Annotated in this window: 16 protein-coding genes; 4 read left to right on the forward strand and 12 right to left on the reverse strand. The window is 71.7% G+C overall.

Translation table 11 applies throughout. From position 1 onward, the window contains the following. Window positions 1–6: 6 nt before the first annotated feature. The 3 genes from AB0C12_RS05735 to AB0C12_RS05745 are packed head-to-tail and all read left to right on the forward strand — an operon-like array spanning window position 7 to window position 2,374. On the forward strand, window positions 7–771 hold the full coding sequence (locus AB0C12_RS05735; RefSeq protein ID WP_360544534.1) for a hypothetical protein: 765 nt from the start codon (window positions 7–9) through the stop codon (window positions 769–771). Beyond that, window positions 768–1,133, forward strand: coding sequence for a hypothetical protein (locus AB0C12_RS05740; RefSeq protein WP_360544536.1), 366 nt, complete (start codon window positions 768–770; stop codon window positions 1,131–1,133). Before AB0C12_RS05735 ends, AB0C12_RS05740 begins: the two co-directional genes overlap by 4 nt. After that, on the forward strand, window positions 1,130–2,374 hold the full coding sequence (locus AB0C12_RS05745; RefSeq protein ID WP_360544538.1) for a hypothetical protein: 1,245 nt from the start codon (window positions 1,130–1,132) through the stop codon (window positions 2,372–2,374). Before AB0C12_RS05740 ends, AB0C12_RS05745 begins: the two co-directional genes overlap by 4 nt. Before the next feature lie 7 nt (window positions 2,375–2,381). Here the strand turns inward: AB0C12_RS05745 and AB0C12_RS05750 are convergent, their stop codons facing one another. The 12 genes from AB0C12_RS05750 to AB0C12_RS05805 form a co-directional block, all read right to left on the reverse strand. Beyond that, window positions 2,382–2,768 carry a hypothetical protein gene (locus AB0C12_RS05750; RefSeq protein ID WP_360544540.1) on the reverse strand — a complete coding sequence of 129 codons (387 nt, stop codon included), beginning with the start codon at window positions 2,766–2,768 and terminating at the stop codon, window positions 2,382–2,384. Beyond that, window positions 2,765–4,012 carry a hypothetical protein gene (locus AB0C12_RS05755; protein WP_360544542.1) on the reverse strand — a complete coding sequence of 416 codons (1,248 nt, stop codon included), beginning with the start codon at window positions 4,010–4,012 and terminating at the stop codon, window positions 2,765–2,767. The genes AB0C12_RS05750 and AB0C12_RS05755 overlap by 4 nt, the downstream gene beginning before the upstream one ends. Window positions 4,013–4,072: 60 nt before the next feature. Continuing rightward, a complete protein-coding gene (locus AB0C12_RS05760; protein WP_360544544.1) occupies window positions 4,073–4,474 on the reverse strand; it encodes a hypothetical protein in 402 nt (133 codons plus the stop codon). A gap of 84 nt (window positions 4,475–4,558) precedes the next feature. Next, entirely contained in the window at window positions 4,559–5,254 is a 696-nt protein-coding gene (locus AB0C12_RS05765) for a hypothetical protein (RefSeq protein ID WP_360544546.1), read from the reverse strand. Next, window positions 5,251–6,219 (reverse strand): NAD-dependent epimerase/dehydratase family protein, encoded by a 969-nt coding sequence (locus tag AB0C12_RS05770; RefSeq protein WP_360544548.1) that lies wholly within the window; start codon window positions 6,217–6,219, stop codon window positions 5,251–5,253. The genes AB0C12_RS05765 and AB0C12_RS05770 overlap by 4 nt, the downstream gene beginning before the upstream one ends. Then, window positions 6,216–7,535, reverse strand: a complete 1,320-nt coding sequence (locus tag AB0C12_RS05775) for a nucleotide sugar dehydrogenase (protein ID WP_360544550.1) — start codon at window positions 7,533–7,535, stop codon at window positions 6,216–6,218. Before AB0C12_RS05775 ends, AB0C12_RS05770 begins: the two co-directional genes overlap by 4 nt. A gap of 23 nt (window positions 7,536–7,558) precedes the next feature. Beyond that, window positions 7,559–8,602 carry an endo alpha-1,4 polygalactosaminidase gene (locus tag AB0C12_RS05780; RefSeq protein WP_360544552.1) on the reverse strand — a complete coding sequence of 348 codons (1,044 nt, stop codon included), beginning with the start codon at window positions 8,600–8,602 and terminating at the stop codon, window positions 7,559–7,561. Beyond that, window positions 8,599–9,498 carry an NAD(P)-dependent oxidoreductase gene (locus AB0C12_RS05785; protein WP_360544554.1) on the reverse strand — a complete coding sequence of 300 codons (900 nt, stop codon included), beginning with the start codon at window positions 9,496–9,498 and terminating at the stop codon, window positions 8,599–8,601. Before AB0C12_RS05785 ends, AB0C12_RS05780 begins: the two co-directional genes overlap by 4 nt. Then, window positions 9,495–10,220, reverse strand: a complete 726-nt coding sequence (locus tag AB0C12_RS05790) for a sugar phosphate nucleotidyltransferase (RefSeq protein WP_360544556.1) — start codon at window positions 10,218–10,220, stop codon at window positions 9,495–9,497. The genes AB0C12_RS05785 and AB0C12_RS05790 overlap by 4 nt, the downstream gene beginning before the upstream one ends. A 28-nt stretch (window positions 10,221–10,248) precedes the next feature. Then, window positions 10,249–11,772 (reverse strand): hypothetical protein, encoded by a 1,524-nt coding sequence (locus AB0C12_RS05795; RefSeq protein WP_360544558.1) that lies wholly within the window; start codon window positions 11,770–11,772, stop codon window positions 10,249–10,251. Next, window positions 11,769–13,331: a GT4 family glycosyltransferase PelF gene (gene pelF / locus AB0C12_RS05800; protein WP_360544560.1), complete on the reverse strand. Its 1,563-nt coding sequence runs from the start codon at window positions 13,329–13,331 to the stop codon at window positions 11,769–11,771. Before pelF ends, AB0C12_RS05795 begins: the two co-directional genes overlap by 4 nt. A 27-nt stretch (window positions 13,332–13,358) precedes the next feature. Further along, complete coding sequence (locus tag AB0C12_RS05805) at window positions 13,359–15,500, reverse strand: hypothetical protein (RefSeq protein WP_360544562.1); 2,142 nt, start codon at window positions 15,498–15,500, stop codon at window positions 13,359–13,361. Between the two features lie 687 nt (window positions 15,501–16,187). On the opposite strand from AB0C12_RS05805, the gene AB0C12_RS05810 reads away from it, so the two are divergent. Continuing rightward, entirely contained in the window at window positions 16,188–16,637 is a 450-nt protein-coding gene (locus tag AB0C12_RS05810; protein WP_360544564.1) for a MaoC family dehydratase, read from the forward strand. Window positions 16,638–16,823 lie beyond the last annotated feature (186 nt).

A 16,823-nucleotide genomic window follows, 5' to 3' on the forward strand; every position in this document is an offset into this window, starting at 1 on the left:
GTTGCCGTGACACCTGCCCTTCCCGGCCTGGTGGTCACCGCGATCGAGGACGGCGCCCGGCTGCGGCTGCGCAACGGCACGGCGTCCCCTGTCACCGTGCCCGGTGGTGGCGGTTCGGCGACCCCGGTGGTGGTCGCGCCCGGGCGGGACCTGACCTGGATCGACACCAGGAGCAGCCCGGACGGGCGCGAGGTCAGCGCGGGAAGCACGCAAGCCTGGTCGCTGGTCCTGGACGCCGGGGGTACGCCCGTGACAGTCACCGGGGAACTCGTCGGTGAACAACCCCCGGCACCCGCGCCGTGGTGGGCGGCTGTGCTGGTGACGGCTGTGGCCGTACCCCTGGTCGCGCGTCGCCTGCGCCGCCCCGACCTGGCGCTGGCCGCGGCCGGGCTCGCCGCCATGGCCGCGTCCGTGGTTCATGTCGCCGGTTCGACCATGGCTGTCGAGTCGGCGCCGCTGCTGGGCACTTTCCTCAGCGCGTGCGGGATCAACCTGCTGAACTGGCCGCTGATCGTGGGCGGAACGGTGGCGGTGCTGCGGGGCCGGCCCGCCGGGGTGCTCGCGGTCTGTGCCGGTGCGGCGCTGACCGCGGTGTTCGTGCTGCCCGACGTGACTTCGCTGCATCGGGCGGTGCTGCCGTTCGCGGGCCCGGCGGTCGTCGAGCGGCTGCTGGTGGTGGTGACGCTGGGCGCCGGGGTGGGCGTGGCGGTGGCGGGCGCTTCGGTGCTGCGTACCCTCGCACAGCGGTCTCTCACCGGGGAGCGCGCGTGAGACGCCGGCTTGCCGTCGCACTGGCGATCGCGCTGCTGGCGGGCTGCAGCAGCAGCCCCGCCAGCCAACCGGCCACGACTGGTTGTGCCTCGGCCGCGCCCGACGGTGTCGTGGTGACCGTGGCGGTCCAGGATGGCCGGGCGGAGCCGGCGCCGCACCGGGTCAAGGTGCCGCTGGGCAGCGCGGTGCTGCTGCGGGTGGAGGCCGACGCGGACGCGGAGGTGCACGTCCACGGGTACGACCTGACGACCGAGGCCAAGCCGGGAAGCGCGGGTTGCGTGAGTTTCGTGGCGGACCGCAGCGGCCTGTTCGACGTCGAGGCACATCCCGAGACGCTGCTGGTGCAGCTCGAAGTGCGGTGACGGTCCTCGCCCACGGGGTCGGCCAGTCGCAGGACCTGCCCCTGCCGCTCGACCTGGTCCTGCAGGCGGGCGCGGCCACGGTGGTGGTCTCGTTCCTGGTCGTGGCGGTCTGGTGGAAACGCCCCCGCCTCGTCCCGTCGGCTGAACGCGCCATGCGGCTGGACCGGGCCCGGCTGCCGGTGCTCGGGCTGACCCTGTTCATCATCGGCGACGCGTTCCTCGGTCCGCGGGGGCCGGCCAACCCGGCCGCGCACGCGCTGTTCGTGTGGCTGTGGGTGGGGCTGGTGCCGGTCAGCGTCGTGTTCGGGCCGGTCTGGCGGCAGGTCAACCCGTTGCGCACGCTGTTCCGGTTGCTGCGGCTGCCGGCCGCCGGCCTGCGGCCACGCACCCCGGCCCAACCACTCACCCCGGCCCAGCCACTCACCCCGGCCCAGCCACTCACCCCGGCCCGGACGGCGGGCCGATGGCCCGCGGCGATCGCCCTGCTGGCGTTCGTCTGGCTCGAACTGGTGGCGCCACACCGGGGCGACCCGGTCGTGGTGGGTGGCTGGCTGCTGGGGTACGGGCTGGTGCAGCTGGCGTGCGCGGCGGTGCGCGGGGAGGAGTGGTTCGCCCGGGGCGACTGCTTCGAGGTCTACTCGGAGCTGGCCGGCCGCCTGAGCCCACTGCGCCACCGCAACCCGCTGGCCGGCGTGGCCCACACACCGCCGGGGCCGGGCCTGGCCGCGTTCCTGGCGGTGTGGTGGGGCTCGACGATCTTCGACAGCGCGTCGGGCTCGCCGGCCTGGGCGGCCTTCGTGCAAAAGGCGGGCAACCCGATCCTGTACGGGACTGCCGGGCTGATCCTGCTGTGCGCGATCGTGCTGGTGAGCGTCCGCCTGTTGTCGCGCCCGCTGGACATGACCGCCTCACTGATCCCGATCGCGGTCGGCTACACCCTGGCCCACTACCTGTCGTTGCTGCTGGTCGAGGCGCCGCGAGGGGTGCTGCTGATGGTGCAGCAGTGGGGTGTGGCCGAGGGCGTGGAGTGGAACGTGGCGCCGACGCCGGGCGTGATCGCCGCAGCGCAGATCACTCTGATCCTGACCGGCCACGTGCTGGGCGTGGTGGTGGCCCACGACATGGCGCTGACGGCGGCCCCGGAACGCCCGCCGCTGGCGACGCTGGCCGACGAACTGCCGGTGGTGCTGCTGATGATCGGCTACACGTGGGCGGGGTTGTTCCTGCTCTTCGTCCGCTGACCCGGCCTCAGAACATCAAGCGGTCGGCGAACTCGGTGCACCTTTCGAGGGTGGGCTCGTCCACCTCCGGGACGGCGTAGTCCCGCCGGCGGATCAGGGCGAGGAAGTCGGCGGGCAGGGCGACGTTGTGCCGGCCGGCGTAGTACGCGAGGTCCTCACGCCACAGCCAGTCGCCGTCGGTCAGGACCGTCGGACCGCCCAGGACCTGGCGGGAGTGGTCGAAGACGTCGTCCTGCACGTCCATGAAGTCGATGAGCACGTGACCGGCCCGCAGATAGGCCACGACCTGGTCGAGGTCCGGCAGCGGCTCGGCCCGGACGCTCGCGAGGATGCTCTCCTGCTCGTCCGCCGATCGCACTGGGCCCAGCTCGGCGACCATGCCGGCAGTTCTCATCGGTGCCAACCTTCTGGATAGAACGTCTCCCAGGTGCCTCCGCCGCGGATCGCCGGCTCCTGACCGAGCGGGCCGCGACGCGGGACACCGACCGCGTCCGTCGGCGCCTTGACCGGCACCCCGAGAGCATCCGCGATCTGCTGACCCGCTGGTGGCACACCGGCTCCTCGATCAACTGCCCCGGTGTGGCAGGACACCAGCCGCACCGGTCCGCCGTCGTAGTTCGGATTGCCGCGGACGGCGTCCGCGATCTGGTTCGGGTGAGGGTAATTGGCCGGATGTCCTAGTCCGTCCGCACCGATCAGACCCGGTCGGAACAGACCGTTGCGCTCGCCGTGCACCACGACATCGTGATAGCCCGGCTCGGGCCGCACGGCGTCGAAGTTCCGCATGGTCCGGTCGTCGTATCCGATCGCTGTGCTGTCAGCACCGTGATCAACCGGATCACCAGCCGGCAGCCGGCTGTCCGGCGTGCGTGCCGGCGGCTGCGGATGGTTCGCCGGATCACGCCAGTCGGCCCGGCTGCCCATCGGGTCCGTGCCGCGGCCGGTCCGGGCCTCACGGAGCTCGCTGACGGCTCCACCGAGCCGGCGCATCGCGTCGCCGAGCCTGCGCAGGCCGGCGATCAAAGACTTCAGCCAGCGGGCGATCCGCGCCGCCCACGAAGCGCACAGCGTAGTGACCTGCTCCACGACCAGCGGAGTGGTCAGCCCCAGACTCCCGACGAGCTCACCCGCATAGACCATGAGCCGCGAGACGACCGTGGCCACCGCGTCCCTGACCATGACCCGGACGGTGCCGATCAGCAGGCCCGCGCCCTCGGTGATCAGGGCCATGCCGTCGGCGGCCCGGCCCAGCGCCACCAGCGACCGCACCCGCCGATCCGCATGAGCCTGATAGGCCTCCGCAGCCCTCCCGCTCCACTCGGACAGGTCCCAGTGGACGAGCCTCCCGGCCTCCTCCGCGTCCCCGCGCAGACCGGCCGCCACGTTGCGCCAGGTCTGCGCGTGGGCGGCGATCCGGGCCGGATCGCCGGCGAGCCAGTCGAGCGCCTCGGACAGCGGCTTCACGTGCTCGATCAGCCACGCGATGCCGTACTGCAGCAGCCCGCCGACCGGGTCCGACATGAACGCCAGGGCGTCCAGGCCCGCGCTGATGCCGCCCAGCGCGCCGTCGATCCAGCTGCCGTGCTGGACGCCGTGGACGATCTGCTCGATGTCCTCGGCTATCCAGAGCCGGCCCATGGTGACGGCCCGGCCGGCGTGGTCGAGGCGATCAGTGGATTGGTCAAGGTGCTCCCGGGGTCACCCGGTCGGATCCGGGCGGCGGCGGAGGTCGGCGTGGGCCGTGCGCAGCCCGTCGACCCGCTGGTCGGTGCCCGGCGGGCTCAGCCGGTCGAGCTCCTGCCACGCCTCCTCCAGCGCCTGCTCCAGCCCCACATGCTGCCGCCGGAACTCCGCCCGCAGCTTGTCGATCCGCCGGATCCAGCCGGCGGCGGCGGGGTTGGGCCGGTCGGCGCCGGGAACGGCGGCAGGACGGGCCGCGCCCATCGGCACGATCGCCGCCAGCGGGCGGCCGTCCTCGGTCACGACGGTGGTCTGGTTGGTCAGGCCGGCGAGCCGGGCGAGCTGCACGAAGCGCGTGCGAGCCTCCACCAGCGACAACTCCAGGCGTGGACGCGGCAACGGGGTGGCGGGTTCAGCCATACCCCGATGATGCCGTCACCCTCTGACACTTTTCGGCGCGGAACGGCAGGCGGGGCCCGGCCGGCAAGCCGGGCCCCCTGCTTTTCAGACCCGGGACAGGGCCCGGTCGCTCACCACGCACTGCATACCGAACTGCCGGGCCCGGCGCATCGCGAAGTCCGTCAGACCCGGTGAGTCGGCGTAGTCCAGCGCGTACAGGTCCACTTCGAGCTGGAGCAGTTGCTCGGCGATCTGGGCGTGGAACTCCAGCACGTCCGCCGGCCAGGGCGCGTAGCCCTCGTCCGTCCAGCGGGCCGAGAACGACTCGAAGACCACCCCGTCGACCAGCTCCCCGAGTTGCGGCAGCATGCCGAAGCCCCGGTTGGCCAGCAGGTAGCCCGGCTTGGCCTCGGTACGGATCGCCGCCACCAGAGTCAGCAGGTGCGGTACGTCCTCCGGGTAGGTCAGCTCCACGTTCAGGGTGTCCATGAACAGGCCCGCGAACCCGGCGGCCATGGCGTCCTTGGCCTGGCCGACCACGTGTTCCACCCACAGCGGGTGGCCCACCTCGACGAACGCGCCACCCCAGTCGGGGTTGCGTTCCTGGCGTTGCCACGGTGCCGGCGGGCCCTGGTCCTCCGACAGCGACAGATAGCCCAGGGTCTGCACGCCCTTGTCGGCCAGCTGGGCCAGTTCCTGCGGGGTGTAGAACTCCGGCTGGAGCACCACCCGCGGGTACGTGGCCAGCTCGTCGAGGTGCTTGTCGCCGTAGTAGAAGCAGATCGGTGGTCTCTCCGTCATGACGGCCATCCGTTCTCGCGGTACCAGGTGTAGGTGCTCCGGACGCCTTCCTCCAGCGGCACCGCCGGTTCGTAGCCGGTCAGCTCGCGCAGCCGGGTCAGGTCGGGGCAGCGGCGGGGCACCGAGCCCGCCGGCGCGGCCAGTGGCTCGATCGCCGGGCTCACCCCGGCCAGCCGCAGCACCAGTTTGGCCAGGTCGCCGATGTTGGTCTCGTCGCGGTCGTTGCCGATGTGCACGATCTGCCCGGCCGCCGCCGGCGCCGCCATCAACCGCAGCATCGCCTCGACCGCGTCGTCGACGTGGCAGAAGGCGCGGAACTGGTCGGCCCCCGGCACCTTGAACGGGTCCTCGCCGCGCATCGCCCGCAGCGACATCTCCGGGATCACGTGGTCGGCGCCCATCCGCGGGCCGTACACGTTGTGGAAGCGGCCCACCACCGCGTCGAAGCCCTTGGCCCGGGCGGTGTGCAGGAACGCCGCCTCGCCGAGCAGCTTGCTGACCGCGTACGCGAAGCGGGGTGCCGTGATGTCGGAGATCATCACCGGGATGTCCTCCGGGGTCGGCACCGCGACGACGCCGGCGTCGACGCCACCGGCGTAGACCTCGCTGGTGGAGGCGAAGAAGACCCGCTCCCCCGGCGCGACCCAGTCGAGCAGGTGCATGGCCGACAGCGTGTTGACGCGGACCACGCGGGCCGGGTCGGCCTCCACGTTGCGGACGCCGACGACGGCCGCGAGCAGGTAGATCTGGTCCCAGCCGGGCGGCAGCCCGGCGAAGGTGGCCGGATCGGTCAGATCACCGGAGATCACGTGTACGGCGGGAGCAGCGCGCAACTCGTTCAGGTCCCGGTCCTCCCGGCCGCGGGAGAAGTCGTCGACGATGGTGACCTCGTGGCCCTCGGCGACGAGCCGGCGCGCGAGATGCAGCCCGATGAACCCGGCCCCGCCCAGCAACAGCGCCCTCATGAGGCCACCGCCGAGTTGAAGCGGGGCAGGTAGCCCAGGCCGGCGTAGCGGATGCCGGCCGCGGTGACCGCGTCGGCGTCCAGGACCCGCCACGAGTCGTAGATGAAGGCCGGCCGGGCCTCACCGAGGATGTCCGGGATCCGGATCGCCCGGTAGTCCGGGTGGTCGTTGATGACCAGCACCGCGTCCGCGTCGGCGAACGCCTTGTCCAGGCTGACCGGCTCGCCGCCGTACTGGCGGATGACGTCGTCGGTGACCATCGGGTCATGGCCGGTGACGGTGATCCCGGCGGCGGAGAAGGCCGGCATCATCGCGGCGATCGGGGTGCCGCGCATGTCGTCGGTGGGCGGCCAGCCCTTGTACGCCCAGCCGAGCACGGCCAGCCGCGTCCCGCGGGTCTCGCCGCGGGTCTCCTGGAGCATCCGCACCACGGTCTCGGCCACGTGCACCGGCATGAACTCGTTGAGCTCGCGGGCCCGTCCGACCAGGAACGGCTCCCGGCCGCCGGCACTGTCGATCATGATGTACGGGTCCTTGGAGAGGCACCCGCCGCCGACGTACCCGGGCTTGGACAGGTCCGGGCGCGGATAGTCCGCGTTGGCCGCCCGGATGACCTCCAGCGGGTCCAGCCCGTGCCGCTCGGCGATCAGCGCGATCTCGTTGCCGAACGAGTAGATCAGGTCGGTGTGGCAGTTGTTGGACAGCTTGACCAGCTCGGCGGTCTCCAGGTCGGAGACCTCCACGATGGTCCGGGCCAGGCCGCTGAAGAACTCGACGCCGGCTTGCCGGCTGGCCTCGTCGAGCCCGCCGATGACCTGGGGCAGCTCGACGAGCTCGCGCAGCGCCTGGCCCTGGATGGTGCGTTCGGGAGCCATCACCAGCTTGACGTCGTCACCCCAGGCCGCGCGCAGCTCGGGCAGGACGACCCGGCGGCTGGTGCCGACCGGCACGGTGCTGCGGACCACGACCAGCGTGCCGGGGCGGCAGCGGGCCGCGACGCTGCGGGCGGCGGCGGCCAGGTTGGCCAGGTTGGGCCGGCGGGTGTTGTCGTCGACCGGCGTCGACACGCTGATCACGGCCACCTCGACGGTGTCCGGCGGCAGTTCGGTGCCGACGTGGATGCGGGTGTTGATGTGCTCGGCGAACACCTCCTCGACGCCCGGCTCGAAGATGTGCGACCGGCCGTGCGACAGCGTCTCCAGCACGCCGGGCGACACGTCCGAGCCGTGCACGACGAAGCCCTTGTCCGCCAGGGCGGCGGTGAGGGTCAGCCCGACGTAGCCGAGGCCGACGACGCCGATGGTTGTGGGCGGCATGTGCCATTCCTTCCGATGCAGGTTCAGGAGCAGGGTGGGGTGAGCCGGTCGAGTTCGAGCACGGTGACCGTGCCGGCGAAACGTTCGGTGCGGTACCGGCCGCACGCCGAGCGGATGTCGGCGGGCCGGGTGGCGTAGTCGACGCTGAGCACGAACTTGCCCGCGTCGCGCAGCGCCCGGGTGTCGGCGAGGTTCTCCGCGCACCAGTCCTGCGTGCACGGCTCGTCGGTGGCGAGGAAGAACAGCTCCTCCATCGCGATGCCGTCGATCGCCGCCGTGTAGCCGGGGTGGCGGCGCAGCTCCGGCGAGTTCTGCGGGACGATCAGGAAGCCCGGGTGCCGGGCTTTGGCGTACGCGCTGATCCGCGCGATGAGCGCGGCCATCTCGCGGCCCAGCGCCGCCCGGTCGCGGCCCTGGGCGTAGCCGGGGTCGATCTGCTCGTAGGCCAGCGGGGTGTCGAGGTAGACCCCGTCGAAGCCGGCCCGCAGGGCCTGGTCGACCCGGCCCCGGACGACCCGGTCCCACCAGCGTTCGTCCCAGTAGCGGACGAAGTGCTCGCCCGGCCAGTCCGTCCACTCGTTGGCGATCAGGTCGGCGGCGTCGCGGCGCAGCGCCGGATACTCCGGCCGGAAGTCCTCGATGCTGCCGATCTCGAAGTAGGCGAGCACCCGCTTGCCGGCCCGCTTGACCGCGCGGATCTCGTCGGCCCGGAAGTAGTCGGCGTGCGCGTCGCGGGCCAGGTCGACCACGGCGAGCTGGTAGGGCCCGGCGGCGATGTGGTCGAGCCGTCCCCCGGCGTACCCCTGGAGCTGGTAGGCCCAGCTGGAGATCCGCCCCGGCCCGGACTTCGACGGCAGGGGCAGGGGTGCCACGGAGGCCGCGGGGGCGGAGGCCGGCGCGGAGACCGGCGGCGAGGAACGCGGCGGCGCGGAGCCGGCGGGTGCCGGGGAGCCGGCGGCGGTCGGTGCACGGTCTGTCCCGGTACGGGTCACCAGGATGCCGCTCACCGCCAGCGCCGCCACCACGATCACGGCCGCGAGCACGATCCCGCGCCGCCGGCGGGTCATCCGGCCTCACCCGCCGCCCAGATGTCCTTGATCGAAGTGGCCAGGTCACGGCCCGGCGCCCAGCCCAGCTCCTCGCGGGCCCGGCGCACGTCCGCCTGGATCCAGTCCACCGCCGCCGACCGCTGCGGCCCGGCGCCCTGCTCGCGGATCTCACCGCGATAACCGGCCGTCTCGGCCAGCAGCCGCACGGCGTCCCGCGCGCGGACGGCGTGGCCGCTGCCCACGTTGAAGATCCGGTGCCGCAGCTGCGGCGGGCGCAGCACGGCCAGGACCATCGCGGCGAGGTCGCGGACGTCGACGAAGTCCCGGTACGCCGACAGCGGCCCCATGGTGATCTCGCTCGCCCCGGTGACCAGCGCCGCTCGGAGCCGGTCGGCGGCGCGACCGAGCATGTTCTCGGCCGACATACCGGGGCCGATCGGGTTGAAGACGCGCAGCGACACGGCGTCGACCAGGCCGTTCTCCCCGGCGAGCTGGAACAGCCGGGTCCCGGCGAGGTGGCTGACGCCGTACGCGGCCACCGGCTGCACCGGCTCGTCCTCGGTGACGGCGTGCCCGTGCGCGACCACGCCGTACTCCCCGGCGGAGCCGAGCCGGACCAGCCGCACGCCGGGCCGGGCCGCGGCGACCGCCTCCAGCAGTTTGGTCGCGACCAGGGTGTTGCCCCGGACGAGCTCGGAGTCGGTGCCGCCGAGGCGGCCCACGCAGCTCACGATCGCGGTGGGTGCGGCGTCGAGGATGACCCGGACCAGCCCGCGATGGTCGCCGTCGATCAGGTCGTGGTCGCGGCGGCCGGGGCAGATGACCGCGCTGACGCCCGGGTCGGCCTCGAGCGCGGCGCGCACGTGCCCGCCGATGAACCCGGAGGCGCCGAACAGGACGACCCGCTGACTCATACGGGTTCCTTGGAGCGCGGGAGCAGGATCGGCAGCAGGGTGTCGCAGGTGCGGTTGGCCTCGTCGTAGTCCTCGGGCCGGCCGATGTCGAGCCAGAAGCCGTCGAAGGCGTAGGTGGCCGGGTGGTCACCGCGGTCCAGCAGGTCGAGCACCAGCTGGTCGAAGCCGAACGGCAGACCCGGAGGGTACGGCGTGAGCGCCTTGCGGGACATGCCGTAGACGCCCATGCTCACCGGATAGCTGAGCACCGGCTTCTCCCGGAAGCCGACGATGCGGCCCTCCTCCACGTCCAGCACCCCGAAATCGATCTTGTGGGTCTGCGCGGCGGTGGCCACCGTCAGCGAGCTGCCGCCGAGCATGTGCTCGGTGAGCAGCGCGGCGTAGTCGAGGTCGGTCAGGATGTCGCCGTTCATCACCAGGAAGTGCTCGGGCAGCGTGTGCTTGATGCCGAACAGCGGCCCGATGGTGGACAGCGGCACGTTCTCCTCGACGTAGTCGATGCGCAGTCCCCAGCGCGCCCCGTCCCCGACGAACGCCCTGATCAGCGGGCCGAGATGGTTGATCGCCAGCGTCACGGACGTGAAGCCGGACGACGCGAGCTGATCCAGCACGATCTGCAGGATCGAATGGTTGTCACCGATCGGCATCAGCGGCTTGGGCAACGCCGTCGTGTACGGCCGCAGCCGGACGCCTTTGCCGCCGGCGAGGATCACTGCGTGCATCGCTGACCTACCTCCCCACGTGTCGGTACTACCGGTAGTGCCGGGCCTGGCCGAGGATCGGGGCCAGGCCGAGCACGAAGAGCGCCTGGAGCAGCAGCACGCTGCCCAGGTAGAGCGAGGTGTCCACGAGCGCGGAGCCGGGGCGGCCCAGCAGCGGCGCGGCGCCGAGCAGGGCGCCCAGGCCGACGTGGACGGTGATCGCGGCGAGCATCGCGGCGCACAGCCAGCCGAAGCGCTCGCGCCCGGCGAGCAGAAAGGCCAGCAGGTACGCGCCGCCGAGCGCGACGTGGGCCGCTGTCATGACAACCCCCGCGCTGGACAACAGGCCCGTCCAGAACAGCACTGCCAGCATCGCCGCCGCCGGGAGCGCGGGTGCGAGCAGGCAGATCGCGACCTCCCGGGCCAGCAGCAGCCACACGCCGCGGACGAACTGCCGGGGCCGCTCGACCCGCCGGACGAGGGCGACCGCCTGCGGCCGGAACCGTTCGGCCCGCCACTCGACCACGCCCATGGTCAGGATCAGTGGCGCGGCGGCGATGGCGATGTCGAGCCGGCCCAGCAGATACGGTGCCTCGGCGTGCAGCAGCAGCGCCGCCGAGCACAGCCCGTACGCGCTCACCCCGATCAGGGCCGGCACCTCCGGTCGCAGCGCGACCCGCAGCGAGGGCTCCCGCACGGCCGGCACCCGGCCGTGATGCACGGCGAGCAGCATCGCGATCAGGAAGCCGCCCAGCACGCACCCGGCCGCCACGCCGACCGACCAGAGCTTGAGCCCCGGCCCCAGGACCAGGTAGGCCGCGCCGACCAGGAACGCCGGCGTCATGGCCAGGGCCAGCCACCGTTCCCGGCGGTAGAAGACCAGCACGGTGCTGGTGAGCTGGTAGGCCACCTGACAGGTGATCATGGCGATCAGCGCGGGGCCGCCGCCGGTGAACCGGACCAGGGCGGCGCCGGCGAGGGCGCCGGCAACCGGCGCGGACCCGGCGGCCACGGTGAGGATCCGGGCGGCGGAGCGGGGCCGGCCGAGACCGAGCATCCGGTACGCCCCGTGCGCGGCGGCACCGGCCCACACCCAGCCCAGCGTGCTGGCCAGGACCAGGCCCAGCACCAGCGACCGCCGCCCGACGATCGCCAGCACCGCCGGGAACGCGGTGCTCGGCAGCACGTACAGCGGGCCGTGGGCGATCAGGCGCAGGCTCTCCCGCCACGCCCTGGGGTCGCGGGCGGTCGCTTCACGGGGCTTGGGCAGCTGCGGGCCGAGGCGGCGGAACACCTCGCCGGCCAGGGCGAAGACGTCGTGGTAGCCGTACTCGACGCGGGCGCCGCGGTCGGTGAGCCCGTCGGCTTCGAGGGCGGCGGCCACGTGCAGCGAGTCGACCGCCTGACCGAGCTGGGGGCGTACCCGTTCCACCAGGTCGTCCAGGGGATCCGTGGAGATCTTGGGCAGCAGCACGGTGTGCTCGCCCGGCCCGGCGGCGCGGTTCTTCGCCGCGGCCGCCATGATCGAGCCGAGCCGTTGCCGGTTCGGATCGAGCTCGCTGTCCAGACTCACCGGGACTCACCGTCCAGCTGCAGCTGCTCCTCGGCGGCGCGCTGCGTCGGGACGGCCACCCGGCCCTGGGCCTGACCGCGCAGATGCCGCGGCGGCGGGGACGCCTTGAGCGGCGCGGCCAGCCCCTCGTAGACGTTGCGGTACATCTCCAGCGAGCGCCGCAGGGTGAAGTGCTCGAGCACCCGGGCCCGGGCCATGATGCCGAGCCGGCGGCGCATCTCGTTGTCGCGCAACAGTTTGACGCACGCCTCGGCCACGGCCGCGTAGTCGCGGGGCGGGACGACGAAGCCGGTGTCGCCCACCGCTTCGGCGACCCCGCCGACGTTGGTGCACACGGTCGGGCGCCCGCACGCCATGGCCTCCACCACCGTGTACGGGAAGCCCTCGGAGATGCTGGTCAGCGCGACGATGCTGCCCGCGTGGTACGCGTCGACGGCATTGCCGACCCGGCCCTCCAGCACCGCGGCGCCGGTGAGGCCGAGCTCGGCGATGAGCCGCTCGCAGCTCTCGTGATAGATCCGGTTGACCGCCGGGGTGCCGCCGAAGATGCGCAGCCGGGCCTCCGGGATCTCGGCCCGGACCAGCGCGAACGCCCGGATCAGCGTGTGCAGGTCCTTGAGCGGGTCGACCCGGCCCATGTACGAGATCGTCGGCAGCTCGGGCTCGCTGGTGGCGGCCGGGAACTCCTCCGGCTCGACGCCGTTGTACATGGTCCACATGCGTTCCGGGTCGGCGCCGTTGTGCAGCTGCCAGCGCCGGTTGTACATGGAGTGCGGGGCCAGCACGTCGGTGATCAGGTACGCGGCGCCGGCCAGCTGCCGGAAGAAGCTGAGCACCAGCACCCGTACCGGATGCGACGCGTCGTCGTGCAGGTGGGCGATGTAGCGCTCGCGCAGGTAGATGCCGTGCTCGGACATGACCAGCGGGGTGCCGTGCTTCCACTTCGCGGTCATGCCGACCAGCGTGGCCAGCCCGTTCATCGAGGAGTGCACGATGTCGGCCTCGACCGGGGTGGCACTCAGCGGGCGCAGCATGTGCTCGACGAGCCAGGCCGCCTCCACGGCGTCGGCCACCGTGGGCGCCGGCCCGATCTCGTCGACGCGCAGGTCGCGCCACGCGTCGAGCATCATCGTCAGGGCTTCGTTGGACAGCAGTGCCCCGCTCAGGTCGCCGCCGTCGCTGGCGTACTCGAACATGCCGCGCAGGGCGAGCAGGAACATGCTGCGGCTGACGGCGCTCTGCTCGGAACGGGTGGCCTCCAGCGGGGTCACCAGCGCCCGCAGGAACACCTCGTACGACTCGGTGAAGGTGGCTCCGGGCCGGCGGCCCGGACCCCGCCGGGAGCGGCGGCCGGGCGGCCGCGCACCCCACAGCGGGATCGAGTGGACCTGGCCGAGGTTGGTGGGGGCCGGGAAGACGGACTGCTCGGTGCCGTCGACGGTGAGCGCGACGACATCCCAGCGGTAGTCGGGCATGCCCTTGATGAGCTGCTCGCACCACACGCTGACGCCACCCATCGCGTACGGGTAGGTGCCCTCCGACACCAGCGCGATCTTCACCGGCCCCCCTCTACCAGGTCCTGCTCGTCACAGGTGCGGGACTGCGGTGACCGTGACGGCGGTGTTCGCCGCGAGGGCGAGCGTCGTCGTCACATCGGTGCCGTACGTGCTGGCCCCGGTGCCCTGGGCGCCGCTGATCTGCACGGTGCCGGCGGCCGGCGAGGTGACCGTGATGGTGCCGGTGGACCGGTCGTAGACGGGGTCCACGCCGGCGCCGAGCTGCGCGAAGTGCGCGGTCCGGGTCGAGGTGTACGCCGCCAGCGCCGGCCAGTCCTGGTTGAGCAGCGGTACGGAGTAGAACCCCTCGTACTTGGTCATCACGGCGTCGATCCAGTCCGTGAGCAGCGTCTTGCCGGCGCCGTAGTCCCGGACGTTGCCGATGTGGAAGGTGTGCGAGTAGATCGCGCCGGACGACACGTGCCCGAGGGCCACGCCGGCCTCGTAGTCGATGATCTGCTCGTAGGTCAGGTTCGTGGGCCAGTACGGGAAGCGCCCGTTCGGACCGTAGAAGGAGTTGTAGAACGCGGTCTCCTCCTGCGGGGTGGTGACGAAGTAGGCGATGTTCGTCGGCCAGTCCGGCACCACCGAGATGCTCGGCTCCAGCGGGTGCACCTTGGCGGCGTTGAGGTTGGCCGGCACGTGGCTGGCGAACGACATGTTGCCGTGCAGGTACTTGACGTTGAGGTCCTTGGCCGCCCGCAGCAGCTCCGGGTTGGAGCCGGTGAGGCCGTGGTCGACCGGCGGGCTGGTGTCGTCGTCCGGGTTGGGGTTGTAGACGCCCAGGCCCGAATACTCCGGCGTCTTGAGCACGCTGTCGGGGGAGCTCAGGCCGATGGCGTTGCCCGCCGCCCGGTTGTCGTTGATCTCCGCGTACGAGGTGGCGTAGCTGGTGTTGTTCAGCTCCGGGTGGTTCAGGGTGTGGTTGACCCAGCGGAACTTGTCCTTGAGGCACTTGGTGGTCGCGGTCAGCTCGGCGATGCCGCCGTTGGGGCTGCACGCGTTGCCGGCGAACGGGTCGATGTCGGCGCCGTTGAACGCGATGTTGAGCTTGAAATCGGCGGCCTGCGGGTGCGCGGCACGCAACGCGGTCTGCTGGTTGTCGAGGTTGACGGTGTCGTGCCCGGTGACCTGGAAGCCCGGCGTGTACTCGACGTGGCCGTCCGGGTAGTAGTGGTCCGAGGTGTTGAACCAGTCGTCGATGTCGACGTTGAGGTGGTGGCGCTGCTCACCGAGGAACATGCCCTTGCTGGCCCACCGCAGCATGCCGTAGACCAGCAGGTCGGAGTGGGTCAGGTACTGGTTCGAGGTGAACGTCAGCGCGAGCCGCTCGCGGCCGTCGGTGGAGGTGGTGCGCACGCCGAGCACGTCTGAGCCGTTGGTGATGGTGGCCTCGGCACCGCAGCCCGGGGTGATCGAGGTGCGGTAGACGTACGACTGCACCAGCGGGATCTGGGCGGTGCTCTTCAGGTAGTCGAAGACACCCGCGCCGGTCGCGGTGAGCGACAGGTTGATCGGGGTGCTGCCGACGCCCGTCTCCCCGTTGGAGGTGAGGCAGTAGTTCTCGGGCCAGGTGCCGTAGCTGGTGTAGAGGGCGGCCTGGCGGACCCCGAAGTTGCGCTCGTAGGCCCAGAGGATGTTCCACTCCGCGGGGTCGAGGCCGCTGAGGTAACTGCCGTTGGACTCGTACACCTGCATGCTGTTGGTGAGCAGAATCGCGTTGTAGCGGCCGACGCCGTCGGGGCGCACGAGGGTGCTGGTGGTGAGCGGCGTGGTGGCGTCGTAGAGCACGTCGTAGGAAGCGCCGACGCGGTCCAATGTGGTCTTCCAGGTGGCGACGCCGAAGTCGTTGGCGTCGGTGCCGATGACCAGCGCGCGCAGGGCGACCTGGTCGTTGAGACCGGCCGCCGCGGCGGCGGCCCGGGCCGGCTTGGCCGGCTTGACGACCTTGACGCTGCCGGCGCGCTTGGGCAGCGGGGCGGGGCGCGCCTCGGTGGGCCGGGCGACCTGGGCCAGACCGGGCACGTCGGGTGGTTGAACGGCGGGCTTGCCGAGCGCGCCGGTCGCCTGGGCGGCGGCCGGGCTCGAGGCGCCGAGCAGCACTGTCACGACAGCCGTCGCGACGAGGGCGATGCGCGTCGATCGACGGCGCGCGGGACGAGTGGGGACCATCCAAAGACCTCCAGAGCAGGGAAGGATCAGCACAGGTGCCGTTAAGGAAATTGACACAGAGCGATCCCGGAGGTGGCCCACGATGAAGCCACGATGGACGGTAGCAACGATCGGCGGGACATTCGATGTCCCGTGGCTGACCCGGTTCAGCCGTTGACCCGTCCACCTAGGAGTGCTAGCACCGTCAATTTCCGATCGCTGTTTTCACGTCCGTCTACATTGCTGACTGAACTGTTAAGCATCGACTGACATGGGGATTCCCTTAAGTGATCTTAATGAAGGCGTAATAAACCAGACACGTAGCGGAAGCGTCACGGGCCGCAGTGGATCATGGTCAGCCGCCCGGTTTCACGCCTGAGATGATCAACTAGGGGTGCCCGGACATCGAAAATTCACGGGTTTCGAGGTCGATCGGACCATGGCCGTATCCACCGTTGGGACAGGCTTTTCCGGTCACACGACGGCGCGGCGACCATTGACGAACCTCTCCGCCCGCGCCCCACGGAATCAGCACGCCGAAACGGGGACCCGGCCGTTCACGAGTGCCCCAGAATGCATTCCCGTTACGTTTACGGTCCGGTAACTACCGCGACCCGGCGTTTCAGGTGCGCATTACGGAAAGGCGGAGGATCCGCGACGGCCGCGTGCGGCCTGCGCGTGCGGGGGCGTACCGGTCACACTGAGCGGATGACCGCCTTCGACAGCATCGACGACCTGCTCACCCGCGACGAGCTCGGTACCTCCGGCTGGCAGCTGATCGACCAGGCCCGGATCGACACGTTCGCCGACCTCACCGGCGATCATCAGTGGATCCACGTCGATCCGGAACGGGCCGCGAAGGAAGGCCCGTTCGGCGGCACGGTCGCGCACGGGGCGCTGACCCTGTCGCTGTGCACGGCGTTCATCACGGAGATCGTCCAGGTCCGCGGCGTCACCCGGGCGATCAACGTGGGCTTCGACCGGGTCCGCTTCCGCGCGCCGGTGCCGGCCGGATCGCGGCTGCGCGGCACCGCGACGTTGCTCACCTCGCGGCGGACGGCCGGGTCGGCGCTGGCGACCGTCCGGATCACGGCGGAGGTCGAGGGGCAGACCAAGCCGGCCTGCGTCGCCGACCAGGTCCTGGCGTTCTACCACTGAGTCCCGCCGGCCACCGGCCCGCGCGGCCCGACCAGCCGACCGGCCGCCGCGGTGAGGCCGGTCGACGTGGTCAGGCCGGCCGGCCCCGTGGCCTGACCTGCGCCGCGATCAAGCCAGCGCCGTGGCCGGCCTGACCAGCACCGCAGTCAGGCCGGCGCGGTGGCTCGCGCGGCGGCCGGTGGGATC

The organism is Actinoplanes sp. NPDC048967 (assembly GCF_040649415.1).
GTDB lineage: Bacteria > Actinomycetota > Actinomycetes > Mycobacteriales > Micromonosporaceae > Actinoplanes.